The sequence below is a fragment of the Paraburkholderia sp. genome (assembly GCF_035501035.1).
In the GTDB taxonomy this organism is placed as follows: domain Bacteria; phylum Pseudomonadota; class Gammaproteobacteria; order Burkholderiales; family Burkholderiaceae; genus Paraburkholderia.
Genome location: NZ_DATJWR010000219.1, coordinates 31,340 through 57,863 on the forward strand (window position 1 = coordinate 31,340; position 26,524 = coordinate 57,863).

33 protein-coding genes are annotated in these 26,524 nt (G+C 67.1%); 12 read left to right on the forward strand and 21 right to left on the reverse strand.

Annotation, left to right across the window (positions count from 1 at the left end):
• Positions 1 to 8: 8 nt before the first annotated feature.
• Complete coding sequence (locus tag VMJ11_RS15780; RefSeq protein ID WP_325620325.1) at positions 9 to 341, reverse strand: hypothetical protein; 333 nt, start codon at positions 339 to 341, stop codon at positions 9 to 11.
• Here VMJ11_RS15780 and VMJ11_RS15785 point away from each other — a divergent pair.
• The gene (locus VMJ11_RS15785) at positions 340 to 552 is read left to right on the forward strand and encodes a hypothetical protein (protein WP_325620326.1); all 213 of its coding nucleotides are present in this window, start codon (positions 340 to 342) and stop codon (positions 550 to 552) included. The genes VMJ11_RS15780 and VMJ11_RS15785 overlap by 2 nt on opposite strands.
• A 51-nt stretch (positions 553 to 603) precedes the next feature.
• Entirely contained in the window at positions 604 to 831 is a 228-nt protein-coding gene (locus VMJ11_RS15790) for a hypothetical protein (protein WP_325620327.1), read from the forward strand.
• Positions 832 to 1,156: 325 nt separating this feature from the next.
• Here VMJ11_RS15790 and VMJ11_RS15795 read toward each other — a convergent pair whose 3' ends face one another.
• The 10 genes from VMJ11_RS15795 to VMJ11_RS15840 all read right to left on the reverse strand — a co-directional run bounded on the left by VMJ11_RS15795 (position 1,157) and on the right by VMJ11_RS15840 (position 10,710).
• The gene (locus VMJ11_RS15795; RefSeq protein ID WP_325620328.1) at positions 1,157 to 1,951 is read right to left on the reverse strand and encodes a CDP-diacylglycerol diphosphatase; all 795 of its coding nucleotides are present in this window, start codon (positions 1,949 to 1,951) and stop codon (positions 1,157 to 1,159) included.
• Positions 1,952 to 2,077: 126 nt separating this feature from the next.
• On the reverse strand, positions 2,078 to 2,392 hold the full coding sequence (locus tag VMJ11_RS15800; RefSeq protein ID WP_325620329.1) for a DUF6587 family protein: 315 nt from the start codon (positions 2,390 to 2,392) through the stop codon (positions 2,078 to 2,080).
• Positions 2,389 to 4,245: a ferrous iron transporter B gene (gene feoB, locus VMJ11_RS15805; protein WP_325620330.1), complete on the reverse strand. Its 1,857-nt coding sequence runs from the start codon at positions 4,243 to 4,245 to the stop codon at positions 2,389 to 2,391. Before feoB ends, VMJ11_RS15800 begins: the two co-directional genes overlap by 4 nt.
• Positions 4,242 to 4,466 carry a FeoA family protein gene (locus VMJ11_RS15810; RefSeq protein ID WP_414694404.1) on the reverse strand — a complete coding sequence of 75 codons (225 nt, stop codon included), beginning with the start codon at positions 4,464 to 4,466 and terminating at the stop codon, positions 4,242 to 4,244. The genes feoB and VMJ11_RS15810 overlap by 4 nt, the downstream gene beginning before the upstream one ends.
• 197 nt (positions 4,467 to 4,663) lie before the next feature.
• Positions 4,664 to 6,127 carry an indoleacetamide hydrolase gene (gene iaaH, locus VMJ11_RS15815; protein WP_325620332.1) on the reverse strand — a complete coding sequence of 488 codons (1,464 nt, stop codon included), beginning with the start codon at positions 6,125 to 6,127 and terminating at the stop codon, positions 4,664 to 4,666.
• Positions 6,128 to 6,168: 41 nt separating this feature from the next.
• Positions 6,169 to 7,089: a ferritin-like domain-containing protein gene (locus VMJ11_RS15820; RefSeq protein WP_325620333.1), complete on the reverse strand. Its 921-nt coding sequence runs from the start codon at positions 7,087 to 7,089 to the stop codon at positions 6,169 to 6,171.
• 64 nt (positions 7,090 to 7,153) lie between these two features.
• Positions 7,154 to 7,369: a transcriptional regulator gene (locus tag VMJ11_RS15825; protein WP_325620334.1), complete on the reverse strand. Its 216-nt coding sequence runs from the start codon at positions 7,367 to 7,369 to the stop codon at positions 7,154 to 7,156.
• Between the two features lie 349 nt (positions 7,370 to 7,718).
• On the reverse strand, positions 7,719 to 8,426 hold the full coding sequence (locus VMJ11_RS15830) for an NAD(P)H-dependent oxidoreductase (RefSeq protein WP_325620335.1): 708 nt from the start codon (positions 8,424 to 8,426) through the stop codon (positions 7,719 to 7,721).
• A 357-nt stretch (positions 8,427 to 8,783) separates the two neighbouring features.
• A complete protein-coding gene (locus tag VMJ11_RS15835) occupies positions 8,784 to 9,188 on the reverse strand; it encodes a hypothetical protein (protein WP_325620336.1) in 405 nt (134 codons plus the stop codon).
• 241 nt (positions 9,189 to 9,429) lie between these two features.
• Positions 9,430 to 10,710 (reverse strand): cyanate transporter, encoded by a 1,281-nt coding sequence (locus VMJ11_RS15840; RefSeq protein WP_325620337.1) that lies wholly within the window; start codon positions 10,708 to 10,710, stop codon positions 9,430 to 9,432.
• Between the two features lie 228 nt (positions 10,711 to 10,938).
• On the opposite strand from VMJ11_RS15840, the gene VMJ11_RS15845 reads away from it, so the two are divergent.
• Positions 10,939 to 11,664, forward strand: a complete 726-nt coding sequence (locus VMJ11_RS15845; protein WP_325620338.1) for a GntR family transcriptional regulator — start codon at positions 10,939 to 10,941, stop codon at positions 11,662 to 11,664.
• Between the two features lie 18 nt (positions 11,665 to 11,682).
• Here VMJ11_RS15845 and VMJ11_RS15850 read toward each other — a convergent pair whose 3' ends face one another.
• The gene (locus VMJ11_RS15850) at positions 11,683 to 11,895 is read right to left on the reverse strand and encodes a hypothetical protein (RefSeq protein WP_325620339.1); all 213 of its coding nucleotides are present in this window, start codon (positions 11,893 to 11,895) and stop codon (positions 11,683 to 11,685) included.
• 136 nt (positions 11,896 to 12,031) lie between these two features.
• Entirely contained in the window at positions 12,032 to 12,655 is a 624-nt protein-coding gene (locus VMJ11_RS15855) for a glutathione binding-like protein (RefSeq protein ID WP_325620340.1), read from the reverse strand.
• A gap of 62 nt (positions 12,656 to 12,717) precedes the next feature.
• Between VMJ11_RS15855 and VMJ11_RS15860 the strand changes: the two genes are divergently transcribed.
• The 4 genes from VMJ11_RS15860 to VMJ11_RS15875 all read left to right on the forward strand — a co-directional run bounded on the left by VMJ11_RS15860 (position 12,718) and on the right by VMJ11_RS15875 (position 14,387).
• The gene (locus VMJ11_RS15860) at positions 12,718 to 13,386 is read left to right on the forward strand and encodes a TetR/AcrR family transcriptional regulator (RefSeq protein WP_325620341.1); all 669 of its coding nucleotides are present in this window, start codon (positions 12,718 to 12,720) and stop codon (positions 13,384 to 13,386) included.
• Positions 13,387 to 13,489: 103 nt separating this feature from the next.
• Entirely contained in the window at positions 13,490 to 13,684 is a 195-nt protein-coding gene (locus VMJ11_RS15865; protein ID WP_325620342.1) for a DUF1653 domain-containing protein, read from the forward strand.
• 43 nt (positions 13,685 to 13,727) lie between these two features.
• Positions 13,728 to 13,922, forward strand: a complete 195-nt coding sequence (locus tag VMJ11_RS15870; RefSeq protein ID WP_325620343.1) for a YqaE/Pmp3 family membrane protein — start codon at positions 13,728 to 13,730, stop codon at positions 13,920 to 13,922.
• A gap of 117 nt (positions 13,923 to 14,039) precedes the next feature.
• Positions 14,040 to 14,387, forward strand: coding sequence for a hypothetical protein (locus VMJ11_RS15875; RefSeq protein WP_325620344.1), 348 nt, complete (start codon positions 14,040 to 14,042; stop codon positions 14,385 to 14,387).
• 151 nt (positions 14,388 to 14,538) lie between these two features.
• Here the strand turns inward: VMJ11_RS15875 and VMJ11_RS15880 are convergent, their stop codons facing one another.
• Entirely contained in the window at positions 14,539 to 14,805 is a 267-nt protein-coding gene (locus tag VMJ11_RS15880) for a DUF4148 domain-containing protein (RefSeq protein ID WP_325620345.1), read from the reverse strand.
• Positions 14,806 to 15,198: 393 nt separating this feature from the next.
• Between VMJ11_RS15880 and VMJ11_RS15885 the strand changes: the two genes are divergently transcribed.
• Entirely contained in the window at positions 15,199 to 15,489 is a 291-nt protein-coding gene (locus VMJ11_RS15885) for a hypothetical protein (RefSeq protein WP_325620346.1), read from the forward strand.
• A 104-nt stretch (positions 15,490 to 15,593) separates the two neighbouring features.
• On the opposite strand, the gene VMJ11_RS15890 is transcribed toward VMJ11_RS15885, so the two are convergent.
• From VMJ11_RS15890 to VMJ11_RS15900, 3 genes are all read right to left on the reverse strand, one after another.
• A complete protein-coding gene (locus tag VMJ11_RS15890) occupies positions 15,594 to 15,911 on the reverse strand; it encodes a 2Fe-2S iron-sulfur cluster-binding protein (protein WP_325620347.1) in 318 nt (105 codons plus the stop codon).
• On the reverse strand, positions 15,908 to 17,038 hold the full coding sequence (locus VMJ11_RS15895; protein ID WP_325620348.1) for a VIT1/CCC1 transporter family protein: 1,131 nt from the start codon (positions 17,036 to 17,038) through the stop codon (positions 15,908 to 15,910). The genes VMJ11_RS15890 and VMJ11_RS15895 overlap by 4 nt, the downstream gene beginning before the upstream one ends.
• An 83-nt stretch (positions 17,039 to 17,121) precedes the next feature.
• Positions 17,122 to 19,113, reverse strand: a complete 1,992-nt coding sequence (locus VMJ11_RS15900; RefSeq protein ID WP_325620349.1) for a sigma-54-dependent Fis family transcriptional regulator — start codon at positions 19,111 to 19,113, stop codon at positions 17,122 to 17,124.
• Between the two features lie 332 nt (positions 19,114 to 19,445).
• Between VMJ11_RS15900 and VMJ11_RS15905 the strand changes: the two genes are divergently transcribed.
• Both VMJ11_RS15905 and VMJ11_RS15910 read left to right on the forward strand, forming a co-directional pair.
• Positions 19,446 to 19,667 carry a DUF2964 family protein gene (locus VMJ11_RS15905; RefSeq protein WP_325620350.1) on the forward strand — a complete coding sequence of 74 codons (222 nt, stop codon included), beginning with the start codon at positions 19,446 to 19,448 and terminating at the stop codon, positions 19,665 to 19,667.
• Positions 19,668 to 20,033: 366 nt separating this feature from the next.
• Positions 20,034 to 20,324 (forward strand): DUF1488 domain-containing protein, encoded by a 291-nt coding sequence (locus tag VMJ11_RS15910; protein ID WP_325620351.1) that lies wholly within the window; start codon positions 20,034 to 20,036, stop codon positions 20,322 to 20,324.
• Positions 20,325 to 20,457: 133 nt separating this feature from the next.
• On the opposite strand, the gene VMJ11_RS15915 is transcribed toward VMJ11_RS15910, so the two are convergent.
• The 4 genes from VMJ11_RS15915 to VMJ11_RS15930 all read right to left on the reverse strand — a co-directional run bounded on the left by VMJ11_RS15915 (position 20,458) and on the right by VMJ11_RS15930 (position 24,416).
• A complete protein-coding gene (locus tag VMJ11_RS15915; protein ID WP_325620352.1) occupies positions 20,458 to 20,991 on the reverse strand; it encodes a cytochrome b in 534 nt (177 codons plus the stop codon).
• A 237-nt stretch (positions 20,992 to 21,228) separates the two neighbouring features.
• Positions 21,229 to 22,530, reverse strand: coding sequence for an NCS2 family permease (locus VMJ11_RS15920; protein ID WP_325620353.1), 1,302 nt, complete (start codon positions 22,528 to 22,530; stop codon positions 21,229 to 21,231).
• Positions 22,531 to 23,036: 506 nt separating this feature from the next.
• Positions 23,037 to 23,306, reverse strand: coding sequence for a DUF4148 domain-containing protein (locus VMJ11_RS15925; RefSeq protein ID WP_325620354.1), 270 nt, complete (start codon positions 23,304 to 23,306; stop codon positions 23,037 to 23,039).
• Positions 23,307 to 23,411: 105 nt separating this feature from the next.
• Entirely contained in the window at positions 23,412 to 24,416 is a 1,005-nt protein-coding gene (locus VMJ11_RS15930; protein WP_325620358.1) for an AraC family transcriptional regulator, read from the reverse strand.
• Between the two features lie 286 nt (positions 24,417 to 24,702).
• Between VMJ11_RS15930 and VMJ11_RS15935 the strand changes: the two genes are divergently transcribed.
• Positions 24,703 to 25,836 carry an acyl-CoA dehydrogenase family protein gene (locus VMJ11_RS15935; protein WP_325620355.1) on the forward strand — a complete coding sequence of 378 codons (1,134 nt, stop codon included), beginning with the start codon at positions 24,703 to 24,705 and terminating at the stop codon, positions 25,834 to 25,836.
• Between the two features lie 63 nt (positions 25,837 to 25,899).
• A partial coding sequence (locus tag VMJ11_RS15940) for an AMP-binding protein (protein ID WP_325620356.1) occupies positions 25,900 to 26,524 on the forward strand: 625 nt, incomplete at its 3' end.

A 26,524-nucleotide genomic window follows, 5' to 3' on the forward strand; every position in this document is an offset into this window, starting at 1 on the left:
CCTGGCCTTCAGGCCGTCGTGCTCACGAACAAGCCGCTCGCGGCGCCGGACCCTTGCTGCTGCAGGTTACTCGCGAGCGTCGTGAGGAACTGCTGGAGTTCGCTCGTCGTGTCGCTCGACGATGTGCTCGACGAAGCGCCCATCGCCGTCAACAGGTTCTGAAAGTCCGAGGTCAGTGCGCTGTCCGCGCTGCTGTCGCTGCTCGACGAGCTGGAATCGGAAGACGTGCTGCTCGAAGTCGACGAGAGCGACTGCGCGAGGTTCGAGATCGCCGATGCGAGGTCGTTGCCGTAACCGCCGGACGAAGGCGGCTGCGGAGGCGGGGGTGGCGGCTGCATCATGGCCGCCGTGGCGCTCGCGTCACTTGCGTCACTCGTGTCGCCCGTGTCGCCCGTGTCGCTGGACGAAGCTGCGCTGACGCTCGAACTCGAACTCGAAGCCGCGGCGGCCGCGATTACCGTAGCCGCCGAGCTTGTCGAGCTTGTCGACGAGACCGTGCTGCTGTCGGTCGTGCCTGTCGACGCGACACCGTTTTGCTGCGCGGCTGCCTGAAAGAGCGCGCCGAGGAATTGCTGCAGCGCGGCGGCAAGCGAATCGCTCGATGTGGACGACGTGCTCGACGTCGAATCCGTGGTACTCGAGGTTGAACCGGTGCTGGCCGTGCTCGTGGACGCACTGGTGCTGTCCGTGCTCAGCCCGAGCGAAGAGAGCGCCGAGGCGATGGCAGCGGCGAGCGGGTTGACGCTGTCCGAGTTCGACGAGGCGTCCGAGGCCAGCGGCATGCAGCCGGACGTCGAGCTGCTGCCCGATGTTTGCCCGTTTGCCTGGTAAGACGACCAGATTGAATAGAGTGAATTCGAGCTGGATAACGCGCTCAATGACATGTGAAGCCCCCCGATGAATGAGCGATTTGGCCGATTTTCGACGTAGGCGGCAGAGAGTCGTGCCCCATGGTCGGCGCAATCGTATTCGGTCTTGGGGGGCGGATGGCGGCTTTGTAATTGGAGGAAAGGGTTCAGGTAAGGAATGGCGGAACCCTTACTTCGGCAGGTCTAATGTGCCCCCGCAGGCGCATAGCACAGCCCAGCACCGGACCGCACCGCCTGCGCGCGGAGCGCCGCGCGCGAGGACGGCGCGGCTTGAATGACACTGGGCGTCACTGCGAGACGCTCTTCGTGCGCGTGAGGCTGCAGGTGTGATCGAGCAGACCTTCCGCGGTGCCCGTGCCGCCGTCCACGTCGAGCCCGCTGTTGACGATGAGCCAGCCGTCGCGAGGCGCGTCGGGGCCCGCGCCGGTCACGAGTATCGTCTGCATGGCCATGCTCTGATTGGGGCCGAGATCGCGCTCGACCACGCGAAACGGGTTGTTGCGGTTCGAGAGGCTCGTCACGCGCGTCACGCGGTAGCGCGCGCCGTCGAGCGTGGTCCAGCGCCATGTGCCCGGCGTGATGTCGCCGAACGGCGCGAGCGCCTCGGTGATGTCGGTGCGCATGCAATCAACGTGGATGTGCAACTGATTCTGCGTGCGGCGCTGCGAGGAATTGATCTCGAGGCCGAGCTGGTTGCCGGCGAGCGGCATGCCGAGCTTCGCTTGCACATGGCGTCCGGCCGCCCACGCACCCACCCAGTATTCGGGCGAGCCCGCGTAGAGAATATCCGGGCTCTCGATGCCGGACACACGGTCGGTTGGAATCAGCAGATACTGCGCGCGGCCCGCGATGTCCTTGAGCACTGCGTAGCGTTTCTGGAAGTCGACGCTCGTGCAGGGCCCGGGCTGCCCCTTGTCGCGCATGTTGGGCACACACTGGCCGCCCACGACTTTCCATAGGCCGTCGGAGTCGATCGCAGAGAGGCGCACACAGGCGCCGGTGGTTGCGAGCGCAACGAGCGCTGCCGTCGCTACGACGAGCCGGGACATGCGCAGGAACGGGGAGGAACGCAAGGATCGCATCGGCGCGGAGAATTCGGGTGGGGTCGATCAAACACGCCACGGTGCCTGCCTGCACACGCTGCGGCGCGACGCTGCGCGCAGTGTAGCGCACAGCCCATGACAGAGCGCTACGGGCTTGTCGCCGGGTTATCGGCGTGGCGGATGAAATGTGACCGGCTGCGTGCTGCCGGAAGCGTTGGCCGAAGTGGCCGACGTGGGCGACGGCCCGCACGTTCCGCAGGTGCCGCAACCATCGCCACAATCGCCGGTCGCGCCGCCGGGCTGCACGAAGCGGCCGAGCCGCTGCGCGAACGCGCCGCGCTGCGGGCGCAGCAGCGCGGCGGCCATGGCGGCCTGCGCGCGCGTCGCCGTTTTCGGTGCGAGCTTGCGCAGCGTGTAGACGAGACTCGCGGCCACGAGCAGCGCGATCACCGCATATTGCGCAACGAGTCCGGCGTTCATACGAAGTGCCTCGCGATCTGATACGTGACGAACGACGCCGCGTAGGCGACGACGAACATGTAGCCGAACGAAATCACGACCGCGCGCCACGAGCGTGTTTCGCGGCGAATCACGGCGAGCGTGGACATGCATTGCGGCGCGAACGCGAACCACACCATCAGCGAGAGCGCGCTCGCGAGCGAGAAGTTCTGTGTGAGCGAGTGGCCGAGCGCGACGATGTCGGCGTCGCCGCCCGCCACCGAATACACCGTCGCGAGCGCGGCCACTGCCGTTTCGCGCGCGGCGAACGCGGGGATCAGTGAAAGGCTCATCTGCCAGTTGAAGCCGAGCGGCGCGAACGGCAACTGCAGTGCGCGGCCGAGATAGCCGGCGATACTGTAGTCGATTGCGGGCAGCGTCGCGCCTTCGGGCGGCGAGGGGAACGTGGAGATGAACCACATCAGCACCGTGAGCGCGAGGATGATGCCCGTGAGGCGCTTGAGGAAGATCGCGCCGCGTTCCCACAGGCCGATGGCGATGTCGCGTGCGCGCGGCAGGCGGTACGAGGGCAGCTCCATCAGCAGCGCGTGCTCGCGGCGGTCGCGGTTCAGCTTCTTCATGACCCAGCCCACGGCCATCGCGCCCACGATGCCGGCGGCGTACAGCGCGAACAGCACGAGCCCCTGCAGGTTGAATACGCCGAAGATCATGCGGTGCGGAATGAACGCGCCGATCAGGAGCGCGTAGACGGGCAGCCGCGCCGAGCACGTCATGAGCGGCGCGACGAGGATCGTGGCGAGCCGGTCGCGCGGATCGGAGATGCTGCGCGTGCCCATCACGCCGGGAATCGCGCACGCGAAGCTCGAAAGCAGCGGAATGAACGAGCGCCCCGTGAGGCCCACGGCCACCATCATGCGGTCGAGCAGGAACGCTGCGCGCGGCAGATAGCCCGATTCCTCCAGCACGAGGATGAAGAAAAACAGCACGAGGATTTCGGGGAGGAAGCCGAGCACGGTGCCCACGCCGCCGAAGAGGGCGTCGGTGACGAGGCTGCGCAGCGGCCCGTCGGGCAGCGCCGCGCCGGCGAGCGAGCCGAGCCAGCCGAAGCCGTCGCCGATGGCGTCGGTGAGCGGCTTGCCGAGCGAGTACACGGCCTGGAACACGAGGAACATCACGAACGCGAGGATCAGCGGGCCGAGCACCGGATGCAGCGCGAAGCGGTCGATGGTGTCGTCGCGAGCGTCGGTGGCGCGCGGCATCGTCACCGCGCTCGCGAGGATTTCGCGCACCGTGCCGTGCAGGTCGTCGCCGGCCGCCGCGGGGCTCGCCGGGGCCGCATTTGCGATCCCGGGCGCCGGCGCGGTGGTCCGATCGATCAGCTCGATGAGCGCCTGCGCGCCGCCGCGCCGCACGGCCACGGTTTCGACCACCGGCATGCCGATCCGGCGCGCGAGTTCCGGCACGTTCACCTCGATGCCGCGGCGCTTCGCGGCATCCATCATGTTCAGCGCGAGCACCATCGGGCGGCCCATGCGCTGCACTTCGAGCACGAAGCGCAGGTGCAGGCGCAGATTTGTGGCGTCGGCCACGCAGACGATCAAGTCCGGTGCGGCTTCGCCCGGATAGCGGCCGAGCAGCACGTCGTGCGTGACGCGTTCGTCGGGGCTCGTCGAGTCGAGGCTGTAGGCGCCCGGCAGGTCGAGCACCTGCACCTTGCGGCCCGAGGGCGTGGCGAAGCGCCCTTCCTTGCGCTCGACGGTCACGCCCGCGTAGTTGGCGACCTTCTGGCGCGCGCCGGTCAGCAGATTGAAGAGGGCGGTCTTGCCGCAGTTGGGATTACCGACGAGGGCGACGCGCAGCGGTGCCTGGCTCATCGCGCGGCCTCCCCGTTCGCCGATACGCTCACGCGCTGCGCTTCCGCGCGGCGCAGCGCGAAACGGGTCGAGCCGATCTGCACGAGCAGCGGGTCGGCGCTCCAGGGCGCGCGGGCCACCACGCGCACGGGCTCGCCGGGCACGAAGCCGAGATCGCGCAGACGCTGCGCGATCGGGTCACTCGCATGAATATCCTCGACGCGCTCGACGAGGGCGGTCATTCCTTTGGACAGATCGGTCAGACGCATAGGGTCGGTGGCTTGCAACGAATGAGAACCGTTCTCATTGTAACGGTGGCGGCGATCCCTATGCGGAATTGCGGCGCAAAGGCGCGTCGGCATGTCGCGCCGAGCCGGCCGTGTGGCGCGGGTGCGCGCATTTGCCGCAGGGCGGCGTGCGGGCGGATTTGCGGGAGGCTTCAGATCATCGGCGCAGGCAGGCAGCCGAGGATCTGCTCGAACGCCAGGCCGATGGCGAGCAGGCGGCGGTCGCTGCCGAGCGGGCCATCGAGTTCGAGCCCGACCGGCAGCCGGGCATCGATGAGGCCCGCCGGCAGCGCGAGCCCCGGAATGCCGGCGTTGCTGGCGGGATCGGTATTGCGTAGATAAGCTTCCATCTCATCGATCGGGGCCGCCCCGTCGATCGACACGCGCGACGACCCGTTCAGCTCGTCGAGCGGCACGGCGGCGAGGCGCGTGGTCGGAAAGAGCAGCGCGTCGAGGCCGTTTGCGGCGAAGGTCTGCGCATAGAGCTGCTGCAGGCGCGGACGCCAGACCGTCATCGCCGCCTGGTAGTCGCCGCCGCGCGCGTCGGCGAGCACGGCGTCGTAGGCCGCGCGCACGTCGGGGCTCGCGATGCGCACCGCGACCTCGGCCACGCTCTGCACAGGAGCCTTGTTCGCGACGAGCCACGCCTGCAGGTCCTCGATCGGCTCATGCAGCGCGAGTGCAAAGCTCACGCGGTCATTCAGCGCAAGCAAGTCGCCCATCTCGACCGGCACCATGGTCACGCCCGCGGCTTCGAGCTTCGCGAGCGCCCCGCGCGCCACGTCTTCGAGCGCCGCTTCGAGCCCTTCCCAGAGCGGCGCGGGCAAGCCGATGCGCAAATTGGCCACGGCCGCCTGCGCGAGCGGCCCGTGCCCGGTGATCACGGCGTCGAGCAGCGCCACGTCCGCGACGGTGCGCGCCATCGGTCCGACCGTATCGCGCGTGTGGCTGATCGGCACGACCGCCTGGGGATCGTGATAGCGGCGTTGCGTGCCGCCGTCGCCCACCGAGGGGCGCAGGCCCACGATGCCGCACAGCGCGGCCGGAATGCGCGTCGAGCCGCCCGTGTCGGTGCCGAGTCCCGCGGGCACGATGCGTGCGGCGATGGCCGCCGCCGTGCCACCCGAGGACCCGCCGGGAATGCGCTCGGGGTCGTAGGGGTTGCGCACGGGGCCCGCATGCGGCGCGAGATTCGTGCTCGTGATGCCGAACGCGAGTTCGTGCATGTTGGCTTTGCCGAGCACGACCGCACCGGCGTCGACGAGCCGCTGCACCGAGGGCGCGTGGCGCGCCGGCTGGAAGCCTTCGAGTGCGGGCGTGGCGGCCGAAGTCTGCAGCCCGCGCGTATTGATGTTGTCCTTCACGAGCACGGGCAGGCCGGCGAGCGGCAGATGCGCGCGTTCATTGAGCCCGAGCGCGTCGATGCGCCGGGCCGCCGCGAGCGCGCCTTCCACGTCGAGCACGGTGAGCGCGTTGAGGTTTTCGAGCGCCTCGGCGCGGGCGATCAGCGTGGCGACGTAGTCGGCGGCCTTGAGCTGACCCGAGCGGATCGCCTCGACGGCCTCGCTTGCGGTCAGTTCGAGCTGGCGGTCGACAGTCCATGCGGTCAAGCTCATGCAATCGTTCTCCTCGTACCGCCGCCAGAAGTGGCGAGCGGCTACTTCCTGATGAAGCGTAGCGCGAAGCGCGCGAGCGCGGGCACGAGCGTAGGGCGCAAGAGGCGCGGATCGTAGCCGCTCATGCGCGCGTCATTCTCTTTGAGGCACAGTTCGATCATCTCACGCGGCTTGAGCGAGTCGCCCAGCACCTCGCGGTTCGCGGGCAGGAAGTTCGAATCGTGGGCGCCGCCGTCGGCGTCGATGCCGCGCGCGATCGCCATGCGCTCGCGCACCAGCATGAACCAGATCCCGGCCACGCGCAGCGAGTGCCACGGCCTGCGCCACCATGGCATGGTCTTGCGATACCAGGCCACCCAGTTGACGAAAAAGAGAATGTGGCGCGCCTCCTCCTGGATCACCGGCTCGAACGTATCGACGAGGTCCTGCGGAAAAAAGCCCGAGCGCTGCGCCGAACGAAAGAGGCCGAAGGCGAAGAAGCTGTCGATGCATTCGCTGTAGCCCGTCAGCATCCACGCCCATTCCACCCATTTGGGCGGCGCATACGCGGGCTCCTGCGCAAGTTCGATGCCGTAGGCGCGCACCAGATGCGAGAGCACGACCTTGTGGCGGGCCTCTTCGGCGGCGTCCATTTCGATCGCCTCGCGCAGCAGGGGATCGGCCACGGTTTGCGCGTAAGTCTTCACGCGGATCGACGCGCGGCCCTCGGTCTGCACGGCCATGTCCCAGATCGGCAGCGACGTGAGGCGCTTGAGCGCGTCGGGCTCGAGCTTCGGCCAGTCGAGCACGGCGGGGCGGTACGGGTCGTGCGTGTCGAGCAGCATCCGGCAGAACATCTTGCGATGTTCGTCCGATCCGATCCTGATGGGCCCTGGCGTGTCGTGAGTCCAGCGGCGCAGCGCGGCGTCCTGGTCAGAGACGAAGGCTGCGCCTTCGTCCGAAGGCGTGAGCGTTTCGGACATGGAGCACGAAGATGAAGAGGGTATGACTCCTATTCTGTCACAACCTTCCGGGGGGCAGGCGCCATCACGCGCAGCGGCGCTGCTCGCCGATCCACATGCGCGCCCAGCGGCACGCATAGGCGAGCGCGTGTCTTTCTTCGAAAAAGTAGTCGAGCGCGTCGAACGAATGCTGCGCGCCGGGCTGCGTGCCGATGGTGAGATTGGCGGCGAAGAGGCCGTTCGGGAGTCGTTGCGCGCTGGGGGCGACGACATACCCTTTGTAGCGTAATGGAGTGTTCATGACCGCGCTTCCTGCTGATTGCCTGCTGACGTTCTCTTGCTGGGGCGCGCGCCCTGGCGTGTGCTGCGTGCGCCGACACGGCTCACCGTACGGGTCGCCGTGTATCGATGGAACCCATCGTTCGTCGCAAGCAGATCACGTGAGCCCTGGAACGGTTAGCAGGATGGTCTGGAAGAGGCGAGCGGGAAATCCGGCTTCAATTTGGACCGGCTCGGGCGTGGCGTCTGTGGGATGGCGCACGCGATGTGCGGTGCGCGACGCCGGCAATGTGGGCCAGGGAACGCTCGCGCCACGCGCACTTGCAGCGGCGCGCGGGCGCATGTAGGCAGGAGTGGGCGAGAGGCGCGCCTCAGACCGCCAGGCTCAGGCGCTTTTCGGCGCGTGGCGCGTTGGCGGCCTGCGTGCCGCTCACGCCATTCGTGCCGTTTGTGCCGTTTGTGCCATTCGCGGCGCTCGCCGATGGCGCGGGGTGCTGGCCGCCGAACGCGAGCGCGAACTGCGCGGCCTGGCGGCCGACCGTCGCGAGCTGCTCGGCGACCTTCGCGTCGGAGCACTGGTGCGCGCTCTCGAAGCGCGTCTCCAGCGTGTTGATGCCCGCGCCGAACGGTGTCGGCCAGCCGCGCAGCGCATGCACGATCGAGCGCAGCGAGGTCAGCACCGAGCCCGCGGCCTGCCAGCCGTAGGCGGTGACGATGCAGCCCACGGCGCGGCCGTCCAGATACGGGCGGCTGTCGGCGCGCAGTTCTTCGAGCGTGTCGAGCGCGTTTTTCACGAGCCCGGAAACGCCGCCGTGATAACCCGGCGTCGCGATGATGATGGCGTCGGCGGCGCGCACGGCTTCGATCAGTTCGAGTTGCGCGTCGGTGCGAGCCGGGTCTTCGGGTGCATAGTGCGGCAGCGTGTGCAGGAACGTGCCGCCGAACAGTTGCGTGCGTGCGCCGGCTTGCTCGGCGCCACGCAGCGCGAAACCGAGCGCGCGCTCGGTCGACGAGGCGGCGCGCGTGGTGCCGCCAATGCCCACCACGAGCGGGCGGCGTTGCGAATCGGAGATGCTCAAGGGGGCTCCCTGAAATAGGGTGGGACGCGCGTCGCGTCCTCAAGAAATGAGGGCTGAGAACGTCATCTTAGTGAGCGTGCCGCGCGGCGCGAAACGACTTTTTGTTCTATCCATATGCCGGCGGCGCTACGTTACGCGGCGTCGCGCGCGCGCAAATGCATATGCGAAACCGTTGGTTGGACGCGGGGAGGGGCATGGCTAAGATGAACCCGTCTCCTCCATGACATCTCCTTGACATGGGATTCGGCCCCGCACCTCTCCGGTGACGGGGCTGTTTTTTTTCCGGAGACGGGAGAGGCGGGGAGGCGCCCAGATTCGGCTAGTGGCGGCTTCGGGCTGCCTGGTGTGGCGCGCGGCTTACTGCGATTGCCGGGGCGTTTGCGTGTGCAGTGCCGGCACGCGGTAGCTCACCTGGAGCACGTTGCCGTCGGGGCCGATTTGCGGCGGGATGGCCGGTGTGCGCTCGTTGCCGGGCGCGGTGCGCACGGTCGAGCCCGGCGTGGCCGTGCCGCCGGGCATGGCGGGCAGCGTGGGCGCGGGCGCACGCACGGCCGGCTCGGCAACCCTGCGCGGGGTGAGCCGGTCGGCGGAGGCGAGCTTGCGCTTCGCGCCGTGATGGGCCTGCGTCTTCTTTCCGGCGCTGCTCGCGTGCACGCCCGGAGTCCGTGCCTCGGGCGGGTTCCAGATCTCGATGTAGTGTTCCCCGGCGAGCGCGGTGGACGCGAGGACGCCCAGCAAGGTCCCCGTGATAAAGAATCGCACGTCGTGTTCTCCGATTCGATGTACAGGCCCGGGCCGCGCCATGCTGCGGGGCGCGAGGCCCACGGGCATGCCTTAACGGCGGCGCAGCCCGTGAAGGCAACCGGGCGGCACGGATCGCCGGGTGCACGCACTGTACATTCATACAGGCGCTTATGCAAACGTTTCACAACCTGCCGCGGGCGATCCGTTGCGCGGGCATGCCGCCGTACCGTTGGGGCACGCGGGCGCGCTGCGCGGCGGGTCAGGCGTCGAGCGCGACGCGGCTTTGCGCAATCCGGCCGTCTTCGACCCCGCGATGCGCGCCGAGCCAGCGCCCGTAGCTGCGTGGCGAAAACGCGAACGTGAGCGCGATCATCGCGCTGATCGAAACGGCAAGCATGACCCACGCGCCGGTAAAGCCGCCGGTCAGATCGCGCACGCGTCCGGCGACGATGGGGGCGAGCGCGGCGATCACGAAGCCGAGGCCCTGCACGAAAGCGATGAGGCGCGCGGCCAGGCGATGGTCCGCGCAATGGTCGAGAACGGTGACGAGCGTGACCGAGAACGTGCCGCCAAGCCCCGCGCCCGCCGCGGCAACCCACAGCAGCGGCGCCGCCTCGGGCCACGCGGCGAGGCCGAGCACGCCCACCAGTTGGGCGCACAAGCCCAGCACGAGCCACGGACGCCGGTCGGTGAACGCTGCTGCCGCGAGCGGCAGCAGCAGCGCGCTGGCTGCCTGGAACGCTGTCATCGCGGCGAGCAGCGAACCGCTCGCTTCGACGCTCGCGCCATGCTGCTGGTAATAAGCGGGCAGCCACGCAACGAGGCTCGTATAGCCGCCGTTGACGAGCCCGAAGTGCAGGCCGAGCGTCCATGCCCGGCGCTTGCGCCAGACCGGCATGCTGGCCGCCCGCGTCTGCGTTTGTGTCTGCGCGGATGCGGGTCCGGCGGCAGCCTGCGCGTGCGCCGCACGCTGCGCGCGACGGCGCCTGGCGCCCCCGAGCACGCCATTCAATGCGCCCCAGACCACGAGCGCGGCCAGCGCGGGCATCGCCCAGATGGCGAGCCCCGCGTGCCACGTACCGCCGATGCGCGCCGCCCACGGGCTCAGGCTCGCGCCGAGCCCGCCGCCGCCCATGATCGACGCCGAGAACAGCCCCATCGCGAGCGGCACGCGCGCGGCGAAGCGCTGCTTGATGACCGCGGGCAGCAATGCCTGAATTGCCGCGACGCCTGCACCGGCCGCAGCCGCGGTAAGCATGAGCGCGCCGCCGCTGGCGGCGAACGCGCGGGCGGCGCATGCCGCGGCAATCGCGGTGAGGCCGAGCGCGACGCCGCGCGTCTCGCCGAGGCCGCGCGCGAGCAGGCCGGTGCCGAACGCTCCGAGCCCCATCGCGACGACCGGCAGGCTCGTGAGCAGCGAAGCGCCATAGAAGCTGAGGCCGGTGGCTTCGCGAATCGTCGTCATGAGCGGGCTGATCGAGGTGAGCAGCGGGCGCAAGTTCAAGCCGATCACAACGATGGCCGCGTACCACGCGAGCACGTTGGCCGTCTCGGCGGTGGCTATCGGTGGCCGCGGGGAGTCGGTATCAGGGTGCAATTCGGTCAACCTTTTCGCACAATAATGGTCGACCATTATACAAACTAATTGTCAACAATCTGTCTTGAGCCGCTATGCCCGGTATGGACGATCGAATATGGGCGAGGACGTATTTCGCCTCGCCATGCGGCTCGCTACAATGCGAGCCTGACCCAGCTAGCGCGCCTTCCCATGGCTCAATCTCCCCGTCTCGCCACAGCCCGCGAAGCCGACGAACCTTCCGACGTCGAAGCCCACGTCTATGCATCGATTTCCTCCGCGCTGCTGGAGGGCAAGCTCGCACCGGGCCAGCAACTCGTCGAGCGCGAGCTCGCGGCCGCCTTCGGCTGCACGCGCGGCGCGTTGCGCAAGGTGCTGGCGCGGCTCGGCTACGAGGGCAAGCTCGTGCTCGAACCCAATCGCGGCGCGTTCGTACCGTCGCCCTCGGAGGACGACATACGCGCGGTGTATCGCGCGCGCCAGGTGGCCGAGGCGGGAGTGATGGTGAGCTTGTGCGGCGCGCTCGACGCCGCGGCCCGGCGCAAGCTCGCCGCTCACGTGCGCAGCGAGAAGAAAGCGCTGCGCGAAGGGCGCGTGGACGAGGCGGTGCGTCTCGCGGGCCAGTTCCATCTGCTGCTGACTGAGCAGGCGGGCGGGGCCGCGCTAGTGGAGGCGCTCGCGCAACTGGTCGCGAAAACGGAGCTCTACAAGGCGTTGTTCGATCCGTCGAAGGCGTCGATGTGCGCGCCTGACGAGCACGCGCAGATCATCGGCGCGCTCGAATCCGGCGACCTGGCGGCGGCGCTCGCCACGATGCGCGCGCATCTCGCCGAGCTGGAGGAGCGGGTGGCGCAGCAGGCGCGTCTGCGCGCGGGCCGCGATCTGAAGTCGGTGTTCGCGGATCTCGCGAACGGTTGAGCGGGCAGACCGCGTGCGTCAACGCTGCTCGACGCGCCGGCGCAACTCCTTCGAAGCCGCGAGCGGAATGCGCGCGTCGTCCCATGTAGCGAGCCATTCGATCTCTTTCGACGCGAAGACCTGGCCGTGATTGCGCAGCGCGTACTGCAGTGAATCGATGACGTGATTGCGGATGATTTCGGGCGTATGCGGGTCGTCGAGGACGACGCGCAAGGCTTCGAGCGTGGCCATTGCGTGGCTCCGGCGAGTGTGGCGATCGGGGAGTTATCGCACGACAAAAAAGCACACGCCACGCGAGAAAAATCGCTGACGCGCGCGCCGCTCGGTTCGTGCACGATGGCAAGAACCCACGATCGCTCGCATACCCTCAGTGCTGCGTACGCCTGAAGATTTCGTACTCGTCGGCGAAGGCCTTCGCGACGGCGGGCCGCTCGCGCACACGTTGCGCCCAGCTTGCGATGGCCGGCCATTGCGAGACGTCGACGCCCACGTACGGCGCCCAGTTCAGCACCGTCACGAGATAGGCATCGGCCACGCTGAACTCGTCGAGCAGGAAGGTGCGCGACTCGAGGTGACGCGCGAGCAGATCGAATCGCCGCGGGATCTTGCCGCGCGCGTACGCTTTGACGGCTTCCTCGGTGTCCTTGCTGAGCAGCGGCACGAACACGGCCTTGTGTAGTTCGGTGCCGATGAAGCCGAGCCATTGCTGCAAGCGTGCGCGCTCGCGCGTGCCGGCCGGCGGCGCGAGCCGCGCCTGCGGAAAGCGGTCGGCCACCCACGGCAAGATGGCCGAGTTTTCGGTGAGCGTCCAGCCATCGTCCTCGTGCAGTACCGGCACCTGGCCGAGCGCGTTGATGGCGAAGAAGTCACCGCCTTCGGCGAGCTGCTTCGTGAGCATATTCACCTGGATGTAGCGTGCCTGTGCGCCCGCTTCGTAGAGCGCGATTCGCGTGGCGAGCGAACATGCCAGCGGGGCGAAGTAGAGATCCATCGTCATCCTCCGTGCTCGATTTTTGTACTATAGTGAACAAAAATCGTCGTTCCAATATTTCTATGCAATCCAGTACAAAAAAGGATAGTCGCCCGCGCGGCCGCCCGCGCGCCTACGATCCGCAAGAGGCGCTCGCCCGCGCGCGCGACACGTTCTGGCGCAACGGCTATGCAGGCACGTCGCTCGACGACCTGAGCGAGGCGACCGGCATGAACCGCCCGAGCCTGTACGGTGCATTCGGCGACAAGCACGCGCTCTATCTGCAAATCATCGATCGCTATGTGGAAGCGGGGCGCGCCGCGATGGAGGCCGCGCTGGATGGCGAGTTGTCGTTGCGCGATGCGTTGTTGCGCGTATTCGACGGCGCACTCGGCTGGTACCTGCCGGCACACGAAGCGGCGCGCGGTTGTCTGCTGATCGGCACGGCGGCCGTGGAGGCCGTCAACGACGAAGCCGTGCGCGAGCGCCTTGCCGCGGGCCTGCGCGTATTCGACAAGGCGTTCGAGCGGCGTCTGCGTGTTGCTGTCGCGCAGGGCGAACTGCCGCCGCACGCCAACGCGACGATGTTGGCGCGTCTTGCCTCCGCGCTATTGCATAGCATGGCGCTGCGCGCGCGCGCTGGCGATTCGCGTGCCTCGCTGCGCGCCATGGCGGCGGCGGGCGTCGCGCTGATCTGCGGCGAAGCGCGGTCCGTGGCCGGGCCGCGGGCCATGCGGCGGCGCGCGAAGTGAGCCGGGTCGAATGGCTCGTCCTCGTAGATCCCGTTGCACCGATCCCTTGCTACACTGGCGCAGTCGCGCGAGGAAGGCTTGCGCACTCGAAGAGGGGAACGCGATGGTGCGCTATCGGCACTACAAAGGTGGCATTTACGAACTGGTGTGCGAGGCGACGCTCGAGTCGGATCCCTCGGTCACGATGATCGTGTATCGCGCGGCGAACGGCACGATCTGGACGCGGCCCTCGTCGGTGTTCTTCGAACTCGTCGAGCACGAAGGCGCGCTCGTGCCGCGCTTCGCGCCCGTCAACTGATTCCCTCTCGTTCCTTCTCCACGCTTGCGAGGTCTCGCCGAAGATGCGTCTCCTGATTGCGATCATCCTGCCCTGGCTGCTGTTCTTCACCATTGGGCGGCCTATTTCGGGCATCGTCTGCCTGATCCTGCAGATCACGTTGATTGGCTGGATTCCGGCCGCGATCTGGGCCGTCTATTCACTGAGCCAGTACAAGACCGACCGGAAAATCGAAGAGGCAATGGGCCGGCGCGGCTAAAGCGCACGGGCGAAGCCCGAATGCGCATCCCACTGTTACGGCCGTAACGCGGGCCCGCAATTCAATAAGAATTTAATGCCGATTCTTCTTTCTTACAAATGGAAAGGAGGATCTGCAATGTTCAAGTTCGTTTTCGCGGCGAGCGCCATCGTGCTGCTGGCCGGGTGTGTGGTGGCACCCGGCTACGATTATGGGTACGGTGGCTATGGTGCTTACGGCCAGCCGTACTCCACCGGTTACTACGGCGGCTATGCAACCGGCTACGCACCCAACTACGCGCCGGCTTTCGGCAGCGTCAACATGGGTATCTGGGGTGTTGGCGGAGGTCGCGATCATCATGGCGGCGACTGGCATGGCGGCGTTCCGGGCGGCGGCCACGGCGGACAGTGGGGCTCGCCGGGCGGCAACCGTGGCGGCGGGCATGGCGGTGGTCACGGTGGCGGCGGTCGCGGCGGCGGCCGCTGATACGGCGGCGCCGGCCGTCAGTCCTGTGCCGGCGGCCGATCCGTCACAAGTCTAAAAATCCCCCCAAACGAATCAGGCCCGCCTCTCTTGCGAGGGCGGGCCTGATGCCATGCGCGAGAGCCCGGCTTCGATGCCGGGGTTGCCGCGAAACTTACTGGCTCGACTGCGAGGTGCCGCTGGTCGACGGGCCGTAAGCCGTTGCGGCCTTCTGGGCATCGATGCGGGCTTGAGCAGCCTGAATGTTGTCCGGGTAGTGCATCCAGTCGCTCGGATCGTAGCCGGCGGCACGCAGCTGCGCGAGCTCGGCGCGAACTTCGGCGCGGGTTACGGGTTGTTGCTGCGCTTGTTCCTGCGCGAACGAAACGGCTGGCACCGCGATGATGGCGGCGACCACGGCTGCCTTGAGAAGCAACTTCATGACATTACCTCCGATATCTTTTTGTGAAGAGCCTTCGCATTCGGCGTGGCCCAGTTCCACAATTTATGCTGACGGAGGGTCAGGGTAAATACTTAGAAAGCGAATTCAGTGTTCTCCTGGCGACAACAATCGAGTTGGGAATCGTCTGAACTCCTGCACTGGGTGCTCGGAATACAGCCAGAAGGCCGCGAGCGCCATGGCCCCAAATGCGGATGGGATTGTTGCGGAATCCGTAATTCCAAATCACCTGAATCGGTCTATATCCGGCCAGGCTGCTTGCCTAGAATCCACTCACAGCCAGCCGTTGCGGCGAGTCGCAGCGAGCGGGCCGGGCACAACAAGATGCGCGCCATCATTGCGCGTGAAATCTGCATAATTCCGGAGGTTGTCATCATGAAGTCGCTTGTCAAAGCCGTTGCGCTTACCGTGGTACTTGCCGCTCCGCTAGCCGCTTTCGCCCAGGCCGATCAAGGCTTGACCCGCGAGCAGGTGAACCAGCAACTCGTCGAATTCCAGCAAACTACCCGCGCCCAGGCTGCCGGTGGCACGCAGGCCAGCGCGCCCGTCAATCAGGGCGACAGCTCGTTTGGTGGCGTGAGCAACATGTCGTCGGCTTCGGGTGGCCGTTACGTGTCCGAAGCGGCTCGCACCGGTCCGCAATCGGTGTACTTCGGCGGCGAGTAAGCTCGTCTGAAGTTACAAGAGACGCAAAAACGGCCCGCGACCTGGTGTTGCGGGCCGTTTGTCATTCGGGCGTTGCCAGTGCTCAATCCCGTCCGCAATCGCTTTCACATCGCTTCCGCGTCCGGCACGTCTAGCACGAGGTCCGTGCGCGCCACGGCCACGCAGGCCAGCACGTAGCCCTCGGCTTTTTCCTCACGGCTCAAACCGGGCCACTCGATCGTGAAGCTCACCTCGCCGCTCACGACGCGGCACAGGCATGTCCGGCACGTGCCGTTGCGGCACATGCGCGGCAGACGGATGCCCGCGAACGCCGCCGCTTCGAGCAGGGTCAATTCGGGCGGAGATTCGAAGCTGCGCCCGAGCGGCTCGACCCGGACGACGGGCACCCGTGGCGCGCCATCCTGCGGGACTGCGTCGTTCATGAAATCGAGACTCCGAGCAGCCGGCCCGCTCCCGCCGTGAAGGCGGCCGCGGCGAGGCCGATCACGATCTGCCGGAAGGCCGAGAACGCGGCGCTGCGTCCATTGAAGAGCGACGTGAACACGCCGACCGTCGCGAGCCCGAACGCGCTCAGCGCGACCGACTGCACGATCGCGGCAACGCCGTGCGCCCACAGGAACGCGGCCGTGGGAAGCGCCGCGCCGAGCGAGAACAGGCAGAACGACACCGCGGCCGCCGACCACGGATTGCCGCCCAGCTCCTTCGGGTCGATGCCGAGTTCCTCGCGTGCGAGCGTATTCAGTGCTTCGTCCTTGTCGCGCATGATCTGGGCGGCGACGCGGCGCGATTCCTCGGCGTCGATACCCTTAGCCTGATAGATGAGCGCGAGCTCGTGGCGCTCGGCGTCGGGCGTGTGCTCAAGTTCGTCGGCTTCCTTCGCGAGTTGCGTGCGCGCGAGTTCGCGCGCGTTGGTCACCGAGAGCCACTCGCCGAGTGCCATCGAGCACGCACCCGCAATGAGGCCGGCAAGCCCCGTGAGCAGAATCGCGCGATTGGTGCTGCCCGCGCCCGCCACGCCCATGATGAGGCAGAAGTTCGAGACGAGCCCGTCGTTCGCGCCCAGCACGGCCGCGCGCAGATCGTTGCCCGAGGTCGCGCCCTTGTGCCACGACTCGGCGGCGGCGATCTGCTGGCCGCGGCTCTTTTCGGGCTCGCGTTTTTTCGCGACGATCGACTGCACGATGGCCGCATGCTGCTGTTCCTGGGCGGATAGCTTTTCGGCGCCGGGTTCGCGCGCGTAGCGGTCGCGGTCGGCGTATTCGGCGGCGGCGACGGTCGGCAGTACGAGCGAGGGGCCGAAGGCGCGAGTGAGCGTTTGCAGCAGGCGCGTCTTCGCGCTGCGCCGGTGCGGACGTGCCGCTACGCCGTTGGCGGCGAGCTTCTCGCGCCACACGCTCGCGTGCTCGCGCTCGGAGGCGGCAAGCTCCGCGAAGATCCGGCAGCGTTCTGCGTCTTTTTCGACGGCGCAGAGCGTGTCGTAGACAGCGGCACTGTCGAGTTCGTCGGCGAGATTGCGCCGAAAGCGTTTGATTTCCTGGGCGGAGGCCATGGCGCACAAGGGCTTGAAGCGATCCGCCAAGCTTACCCTGGCGCTGCTTCGGCCATAAGCCGCACCGCCATCTCCATGTGTCCTCAGCGTCGCTGGCGCAGATGCCGGTAGACCGTGTTACGCGCGAGGCCGAGCTCGCGCGCCGCCGCCGAGACGTTGCCGCGATGGCGCGCGAGCGTCTCTTCGATGAGCTGCGACTGCCATTGCGCGAGGCGCGCGGGTTCGCGCGGCGGGTCGGAGGGCGCGTGCGTTTCCATGGTGCGCGGCGCCTCGCTTGCGTCGCGCTGCGTTTCGCAGCCGTTCGCGGGCTTGCAATCGTGCATGAGGTCTTCGGGCAGATGCTCGATGTCGATGGCGTCCTCGCCTTCGGCCATGATCGCCGCGGTACGCAGCACGCTCGCGAGCTGACGCAGATTCCCGGGCCAGCGGCAACGCGCGAAGCAGCCCTGTACGGCAGGCGTGAGGCGCGTGGGTGCACCCGGCACCTCGCGCCGCGCGATGTCGAGCATGCGCGCGACGAGCGCATCGAGATCGGTGCGTTCGGCCAGCGTCGGCAGGGTCACGACGAGGCCGTTGATGCGGTAGTAGAGATCTTCGCGGAACGTGCCCTCGGCGATCATCGCGCGCAGGTCGCGGTGCGTCGCGCAGACGATGCGCAGATCCACCGGCACCGCGCGAGCACCGCCGAGCGGCACGACCGCGCGTTCCTGCAGCACGCGCATGAGCCGCACCTGCTGCGCGAGCGGCATGTCGCCGATCTCGTCGAGAAAGAGCGTGCCGCCGTGCGCCTGCACGATCTTGCCCGCGCTGCCGCGACGCTTCGCGCCCGTGAACGCGCCGTCCTCGTAGCCGAAGAGTTCGGCTTCGATCAGCGTGTCGGGCAGCGCGGCGCAGTTGAGCGCGACGAACGGGCCGTCGCGGCGAGGCGAATCGTGATGCAGAGCCCGCGCGAGCCATTCCTTGCCGGTGCCGGTGCGGCCGAGCACGAGCACGGGAATGTCGCGTCCGCGCACGCGCGCCACACGCTGCAGGACGGCGGCGAGCCGAGCGTCGCCGGTATTGAGCTCGGCCAGCGTGGGTTGCGGCGGGGTATCCGCAGCAGTGGGTGGTTTCGGTGCGCTCTGATAGGGCGCGGAGGCCGAATACGGCGGCGAATACGGAGCGCGCGATGTTGCAGCAGGTGTGGCGCGTGCGAGCCCCGCCGTACCGGGCGTGGCGCGCGCAATGACGCGCACGCCGCTTGGCAGCGTGAGCGTGAGCGACTCGCCGGGCGCGCGCATGAGCTGCTGCATGAACGCCGCGAACGGCCGGCCGAAGAGCGCGGCGAACTCGCGCTGCTGCAGGTCCGCGAGCGGCGCGCCGAACTGGAACAGCGCGCTGCGGTTCGCGCAGAGCAGCGTGCCGTCGGCGCGGAAGGCGGCCAATCCTTCGTACAGCGTACCGATGAACTCCGCGCGCGCATGAAACTGGAGCCGGATGGCCTCGGCGAATTCGGTGCTGAAGAGGTGGTTCTCGATCATCTGCGCCGACATGCGCACGAGCGCGAGCGTGTGCTTGTGAAAGCCACGCGATTCGCCGCTCACATCGAGCGCACCGAGCGTGCGGCCGTAGGGATCGGCAATCGGCGCGCATGAGCAGGTGAGGATGTGGTTGGCGCGCAGAAAGTGCTCGCCGGCATGCACGGTGGTTGGCTGGCCGTCCACGAGCGCCGTGCCGATCGCATTCGTGCCGCGATGCTGCTCCGACCACGAAACGCCCGGGCGCAGCGCCACGCGCCGCGCCTTCTCCACGAAGTCGCTGTCGCCGAGGCTATGCAGGATCACGCCGTTGCGGTCGGTGAGCAGCACCATGCTCTGCGTATCGACGATCTGCGCGTGCAGCGCATCCATCACCGGGCGCGCCTGGTGGTAGAGCGCGCGGTTCGCTTCGATGAGCTCGCGCAGGTCCACACCGGCCAGGGCGTCGAATTCGGGCACCTCGGTTGCGCGCAGTCCGAGTGCGCGCGAGCGCGCGTGAGCTTGCGCAATCGCGTCCGCGCGGGCCGTGTCGTGCGGCGTGACGGGGCGTTGGGTCACTCGTGTCTCCAGTCGTTACAGGCACGCCACGGCGCAGCGCAGCGAGTGCGCGGGCGTCGCCGCAAGGGCATTTCATGGTACAGGAAACGCGGCGGCTGCCTATCCGGGTTGAAATCGGGTTGAAATCAGTTTGAGACCCGATTCAAGCCGGATTCAAGCACGGGGGCCGCGCCTGCCCGGCCGTAGTTCATGGCGTCAAATGCGGCTTGAGTTTCTTCACGCGGGTGCCAGGATGATGGTAGTGGGCGCATTCGCGTCGCGCCCCGGCGGCCGCAAGCAGGCCCGGCAGACGGACCGGCAGGTGTGCCGCACGCTCCGTTGCGGAGTTCGTCATGGTGCAAGGCGAATTGAGGATCCTGGTGGGGGTGCTCGCCATATTCGTCGCGCTCGTCGGCCTCGCGTACGCGATAGACGGATTGCTGTTCGACAGGAACAACGTCGTGGTGTCCGGCTTGGCGGTCGTGGCCCTCGGGATCGTCGCATTCGTGGTGATGCTGACCCTGCACCCGAAAGACCTCGAAAAGCTCGATCAGCACCTGCATCGCGAATCCTGAAGCGCCTGTGCGGCGCGAATGATGCGATGCGGCATCCGGCGCTGCGCGTTGGCGCAGCGGCGGAAAGGGCGATATTTGCGCGCGCAATGACGGCCGTTCGTGCTGCACTCGCAAAAGAGGCCTGGGGCTGCGAAGCGGATAAATTCGAGCGGCCAGCACGCCGACTATTTCATGCGTGTGTCAACGCGGAGCTTGCGGGCCGCGGGAAGTCGTCTAAAGTGAATCAGATCAACCGCCGCGAACGTGCCGTTTGCGGTGGCTGAAGTTTTACCGCGCGTACCGCATCGGACTGTTTCCCGCACCCTGTCCATGGAGTTGAACCCTGGCGACGCGCGGCCCATTCACCCTCAACCTAAGGCGACTCCCATGCAGATCATGTTTCCGAATGAGGCGCCCGAGTACTCGGGCCGCGAACTGACCTTGGCATTTCCGGCGATGATCGATGGGGAGAGGGTGGAATGTACGATCACGGCGGCCGCGCTGGAAGACCACTTCGGTGCGGCCTCGCCGCGCGCCGAAGACATGCTGAACGCCTTCGACCATCACCGCGACCGCATCGAGGCGTGCGCGCGCCGCTTGCTCTCCGAAACGCGGGCCCAGTGCCTCGTACTGCGTAGCGGCTACGTGCGTTTCGTGCAGGCGCACGGCAGCGCTTGATCGGCGCGCGGCTAGTACTTGGCCAGCGCCAGAACCGGGCGCCCGCGCCAGGCGGGCGCTCCTCCTTCACCGCATTCGTTTCCTGCCGCGCCCTTGGGGCGCGGCTTTCGTTTATGCGCGCATGACGTGGCGCTCAGATCATGCGGCGCAGCGTGTTGTCGCGCAGCACGAGATGGTGGCCGATTGCCGCGAGGGCATGCAGGCCGATCACCCAATAAAACAGATTGCCGATCAACTCGTGCGCGTCGTGGAAGAACTTGCGCGCGACCGGATCAGGGCCGACGAGCGTGATCTGCAGATTGGCCCCCGCGAGCGTAACCGGATGACCGCCCGTGTTGATCATCAGAATGCCAAGCAGGGGCTGAACGAAGATGAACAGATAAAGCGCAAGGTGCACGATGCGCGAGAGAAACGAGAGCAGCGCGTTCGAATCGATATCCGCAGGCGCGCCTTGCCAGAGACGCCACAGGAGCCGCAGCACGGAGAGCGCAAGCACGAGCGAGCCCGCCCAGAAGTGCACGTTGCTCCAGAACACGCGGCTGTCCGTGCCCTTCGGGCCACGCACCTCAATTGCGAGATAAGCCAGTGCGACGAGCAGGAAAATGCCCCAGTGGAAGAAGATCGCGGGCTTCGTGTAGCGTTCGGACGAGGCGGGGTAAGTGGCCACGAGGCGGTTCCTTTGTGTGGGGAGGCTGGAGATAACTTCCTATGATAAGGAGGGCGCCCGGCGTCATGCAGTTGTGCGGCCGCGAAGTTTGACGCAGGCGGGGGTTGGATCGGCTAGCGACCGGGCTGGAAGTCGCCGGCGAGGCCGGCGGCACCCCGGTGGCAAACAGGGGTGAGGGGTGCGAAACAAAAAAGGGTGGCACATGGCCACCCTTTTTGCGTTTTGGCGATCCGGAGCCTACGCGTTTCCGAGATAGAAGAACCGGAACAGGAACACGGCGGCGATGATCCACACGATCAGCTTCACGTCGCGCACGCGTCCCGTGAACAGCTTCAGGCCTGCATAGGAGATGAAGCCGAACGCCACGCCGTTCGCGATCGAGTAGGTGAACGGCATCGCGAGCGCGGTGAGGGCGGCCGGCACGACTTCGGTGGCGTCGTCCCACGGCAGATCCGCGAGTTCGCGCAGCATCAGGCACGAGACGTAGAGCAGCGCAGGCGCCGTCGCGTAGCCCGGCACGACGCCCGCGAGCGGCGCGACGAACAGGCACGCGAGGAAAAGCACGGCCACGGTGAGCGCGGTCATGCCGGTGCGGCCGCCCGCCTGCACGCCCGAGGCGCTTTCGATGTACGCCGTCGTCGACGAAGTGCCGAGCACCGAGCCCGCGAGAATCGCGGTGCTGTCCGCGAGCAGCGCGCGGTTCAGGCGGTGCATCTTGCCGTGCACGAGCAGGCCCGCGCGGTTCGCGACGCCCATCAGCGTGCCCGTCGCGTCGAACAGCTCGACGAGGAAGAACACGAGGATCACGTTGAGCACGCCCGAGGAGAGCGCGCCCTTGATGTCGAGCTGCGCGAAAGTCGGCGCGATCGAAGGCGGCGCGGAGAACACACCATGGAACTGGTTGCCGCCGAAGAAGAACGAGAGGACCGTGACGCCCACGATGCCGATCAGGATCGCGCCGCGCACCTTCAGCACGTCGAGCGTGACGATCGCGAAGAAGCCGATGATGGCGAGGATCGCGTGGGGATCGTGCAGGTTACCGAGTTCGACGAGCGTGGCGGGGCTACCGACGATCACGCCCGAGGTCTTGAGCGAGATGATCGCGAGAAAGAGGCCGATACCCGCTGTGATCGACACGCGGATGGAATGCGGAATGCCGTTGACGATCGCCTCGCGCACGCGCAGCAGCGTGACGATAAAGAACAGGCACCCGGAAATGAACACGGCGCCGAGCGCGGCCTGCCAGGTGAAGCCCATGCCCTTGACGACCGTATAGGCGAAATACGCGTTCAGGCCCATGCCGGGTGCGAGCGCGATCGGATAGTTCGCATAGAGGCCCATGACGATCGAGGCGAGCGCTGCGACGAGGCAGGTGGCGACGAACACGCTTTCCTTCGGCATGCCGGCGTCGCCGAGAATGGCCGGGTTCACGAAGATGATGTAGGCCATCGTGAGGAAAGTGGTGAAACCGGCGAGCAGTTCGGTGCGCAGGTTGGTGCCTGCTTCTTCGAAACCGAAATAGCGATTGATGGCGTCCATGAAGATCGGGCCCTTGAGAGTCGAGCGGGTTGTTCGTTGCTTGTTTGTTGTTTGTAAGCAGCGCCGGCAGGAGCGCAATGCGGGTGCGCGGATGCCGCGGCGTCTGGCTACGGGCGCGATTGTAAACAATTGTCCGACAAGCGCAGAAATGCCGTCGCAAGCGTGGAAGAGGTACAACAGCGCGCGTTGCCGCTGTGCTCGCTCTGAGCCGTGCGTGTCGCGGTGCGACGAGAGGCAGACGGGCGCACAGGCCCGCGTCGGGGGGGGGCGAACCGGCGCGCCCGGCTCTGGAAGAAACGGACACGAGTGGGCACCGGCAGCAGGCGCTGGCGCGCCCGATGCCCGATGACTACCGTGTTGCCGTTAGCTTGCTACCGGAACAACCGGAACAACCGGAACAACCGGAACAACCGGAACAACCGGAACAACCGGAACAACCGGAACAACCGGAACAACCGGAACAACCGGAACAACCGGAACAACCGGGACGACTGGGACGACTGCGACTACTGGGGCATCTGCCCGGCGGGAGCGCCCGCCGTGCCGTGCTCCGCGCGACGTTGCGCCACGATGGCGCCCGCGCGTTGCGCGTTTTCCGGGTAGTTGATCCAGTCGAGCGGATCGTAACCCGCGTTGCGCCACTCGACGAGATCGGCGCGTACCTGGGCTCGCGTCAAGGGCACTGAGGGATTGTACGGTTGGGCCAGCGCCGCAACCGACGCGAAGCAGCACGCTGCGGCAAGAACGCCGAGCGCTACACGCGGAAGGGAGTTCATGGCAAGGCCTTTCTTATCAGGGATATCCCCGAAATTATAGGTGTTATCTCAATAATCGAAAGGTAGATCGAAACGTTCTTTCGTCGTCCCTGCGCGCGAGCGCTGTCATCGCGTACGGCCGCGCTGGCGCGCCGCGCGGTAGTCGGTCGGGCGCTGGCCGGTCCACTTGCGGAATGCCCGGTGAAAGGCACTCGGCTCGGCGAATCCGACGGCCACCGCGACGTCGGCGACCGAGCGGCCCGCGTCGCGCAGCGCCGCGATTGCCAGGTCACGCCGCAACTCGTCCTTGATCGACTGGCAACTGTGGCCCTCCTGGCGCAGGCGCCGGCGCAGCGTCGCGGGCGCGACGTTCAGCCGTTGCGCAATGGCGTCGGCATCGGGCCACGCCGTGGCGGGGAGCGCGCGCAGCGCCCTGCGCACGCGTGCGGCGAACGAGCCCGGATTGCGATACTTCACGACGAAATTGCCCGGTGCATTGCGCAGGAAGGTCCGCGCCGAGCTGGCGGTCTGGATCACGGGAAGATCGAGAAAGGCGGGTGAGAGCTCGAACCACGTGGCCGGCTGATCGAAGGCCATGTCGTCGCAGAACATCAGCTGGTATTCGTGCGCGGCGGGCGGTTGCGCACAGCGAAAGCGCGCCGCGAGGAGCGGAATGCGCCGCCCCACCAGCCAGCAGACGAGCCCATAAACGAGGATGAACCACGTGGCGTAAGCGAACATCGTGGGCGTGGGCTTGCCCGCGCGATGCACGAGCGTGACGCGCACGCGCGGGGTATCGATGTCGATATCGATGACGCCTGCCAGGTCGTCGAGCACCAGCCGCATGAAGTGCACGGCGCGCTGCAGCGCCTGGCGGCCCGTGCTCGCACCGAGCGCGGAGTGCGTCATGGCGATGAAGCTGCCGCTTTTCATCGCGTGCGAGTCCTGGCCGAAGAACTCGTCGTCGAGCGCGCGGGCGATGCCTGACCACAAAAGTCCATATTGCGCTGCGCTCACGCGGGCGTGCGGCGCGAGCAGCATGGCCGGCGCGATGCCGGCGGCCTCGGCGAGAGGGGCGACCTCCAGGCCGCCTGAGCGCGCGAGCGCGAGCGTCTCGTTGACGAGGCTCATCGAGATCGTGCCTTTTTCGCTCAGTGTATCGAGTTTGGCGGGCTGCAAGAAGCCACCTCCTGTGGGGTTGTTGCGCCCAATATGGTAAATCCGATCTGTGAGTTTGAGCGTGACGGGCATCGAATGCGCGTGAGCGCGTCCCTACACTTTTCGCAAGCCTTGCAGCCGGGGCGGCATCGCGCCACAGTGGACGCAGGCATGCGCCTCGCGCGCGTGGTGGCGCCTCGTTGCGACGCAGCAGCCAGGCGCACCCGGTTTGCGCCAGAGACACAGGAAGGGGACACACATGGACGAGTTTTACACCGACGATCAGCGCATGATTCGCGACGCCGCGCGCGACTTCTCGAGCGAGCGCCTCGCGCCGAACGCGGCGCAATGGGACCGCGACAGCAAGCTGCCCGACGAGGTCGTCAAGCAACTGGGCGAGCTGGGCTTTCTCGGCATGATCGTGCCGCAGGAACAGGGCGGCTCGTACACCGACTACGTGGCCTACGCGCTTGCGATGGAAGAGATCGCGGCCGGCTGCGCCTCGTGCGCGACGCTCGTGAGCGTGCACAACTCCGTGGGTTGCGGGCCGATCCTGCAGTTCGGCACCGATGCGCAAAAGGACCGCTGGCTCGGCAAGCTCGCAAGCGGCGAGCTGATTGGCGCGTTTTGCCTGACCGAGCCGCAGGCGGGCTCCGAGGCGAACAATCTGCGCACGCGCGCCGAACTGCGCGACGGCAAGTGGGTGCTCAACGGCAACAAGCAGTTCGTGACCAACGGCTCGCGCGCGAACATCGCCATCGTTTTCGCGGTGACGGATCCAGACGCGGGCAAGCGCGGCCTCTCGGCCTTCATCGTGCCGACCGACACGCCGGGCTTCAACGTCGGGCCGCAGGAAAAGAAGATGGGCATCCGCGCCTCGGACACCTGTCCGATCTCGCTGGTCGATTGCGCGATTCCCGAAGCGAATCTGCTCGGCCAGCGCGGCGAAGGGCTGAAGATCGCGCTTTCGAATCTCGAAGGCGGGCGCATCGGCATTGCGGCGCAGGCGCTCGGCATCGCGCGCGCGGCGTTCGAAGCGGCGCGCACCTATGCGCACGAGCGCGTGCAGTTCGGCGAGCCGCTCATCAGGCACCAGAGCGTGGCCAACATGCTCGCGGACATGCACACACGCATCAACGCGGCGCGCCATCTCGTGCATCACGCGGCGCGGCTGCGTAGCCTCGGCAAGCCTTGCCTTTCCGAGGCCTCCCAGGCGAAGCTCTACGCTTCCGAGATGGCCGAGGAAGTATGCTCGCACGCCATCCAGATTCACGGCGGCTATGGCTTCCTCAACGACTATCCGGTGGAGCGGCACTATCGCGATGCGCGCATCACGCAGATCTACGAAGGCACGAGCGAAGTGCAGCGGATGGTGATCGCGCGACAGCTTTGAGAAGCAGTGAGGATGACGAAGCGAAAATAAATCGAGCGCGCACACGCGCAAATGGAGACGACGATGACCGGGTTCACCCCTTCCGCGCAGGCCTTCATCGACGCACGCGATCTGCTGCTGCGTCACCGCACCGACTACGCCCGCGCGTACGCGGAATTCTCGTGGCCGAAGCTCGACACCTTCAACTGGGCGCTCGATTACTTCGACGTGATGGCGCGCGGCAACGACAACCCGGCGCTCTGGATCGTCGACGACCTCGCGCACGGCGGCACGCGCTATTCGTTCGCGCAGATGTCCGAGCGCTCCTCGCGCATGGCGAACTTCCTGCGCGAACAGGGCGTCAAGCGTGGTGACCGCCTGCTTTTGATGCTGCCGAATCGCGTCGAACTCTGGGACGTGATGCTGGCGGCGATGAAACTCGGCGCAATCGTGCTGCCCGCCACGACGCAGCTCTCGCCCGACGACGTGCGCGAGCGCGTGGAGACGGGCGGTGCGCGCTACGTCGTCGTGGATGAGGCCGAACTCGGCAAGTTCGAAGCGCTGGACAAGAGCGTGAAGCGCATCGCCGTGGGCGGCACGAACGGCGCGAACGAGTGGATCGACCTTTCGCGCGCCTACGATGCCAGCCCCGCCTTCGAGCCCGACGGGCCGACGCGTGCCAGCGACCCGCTCCTGCTCTACTTCACCT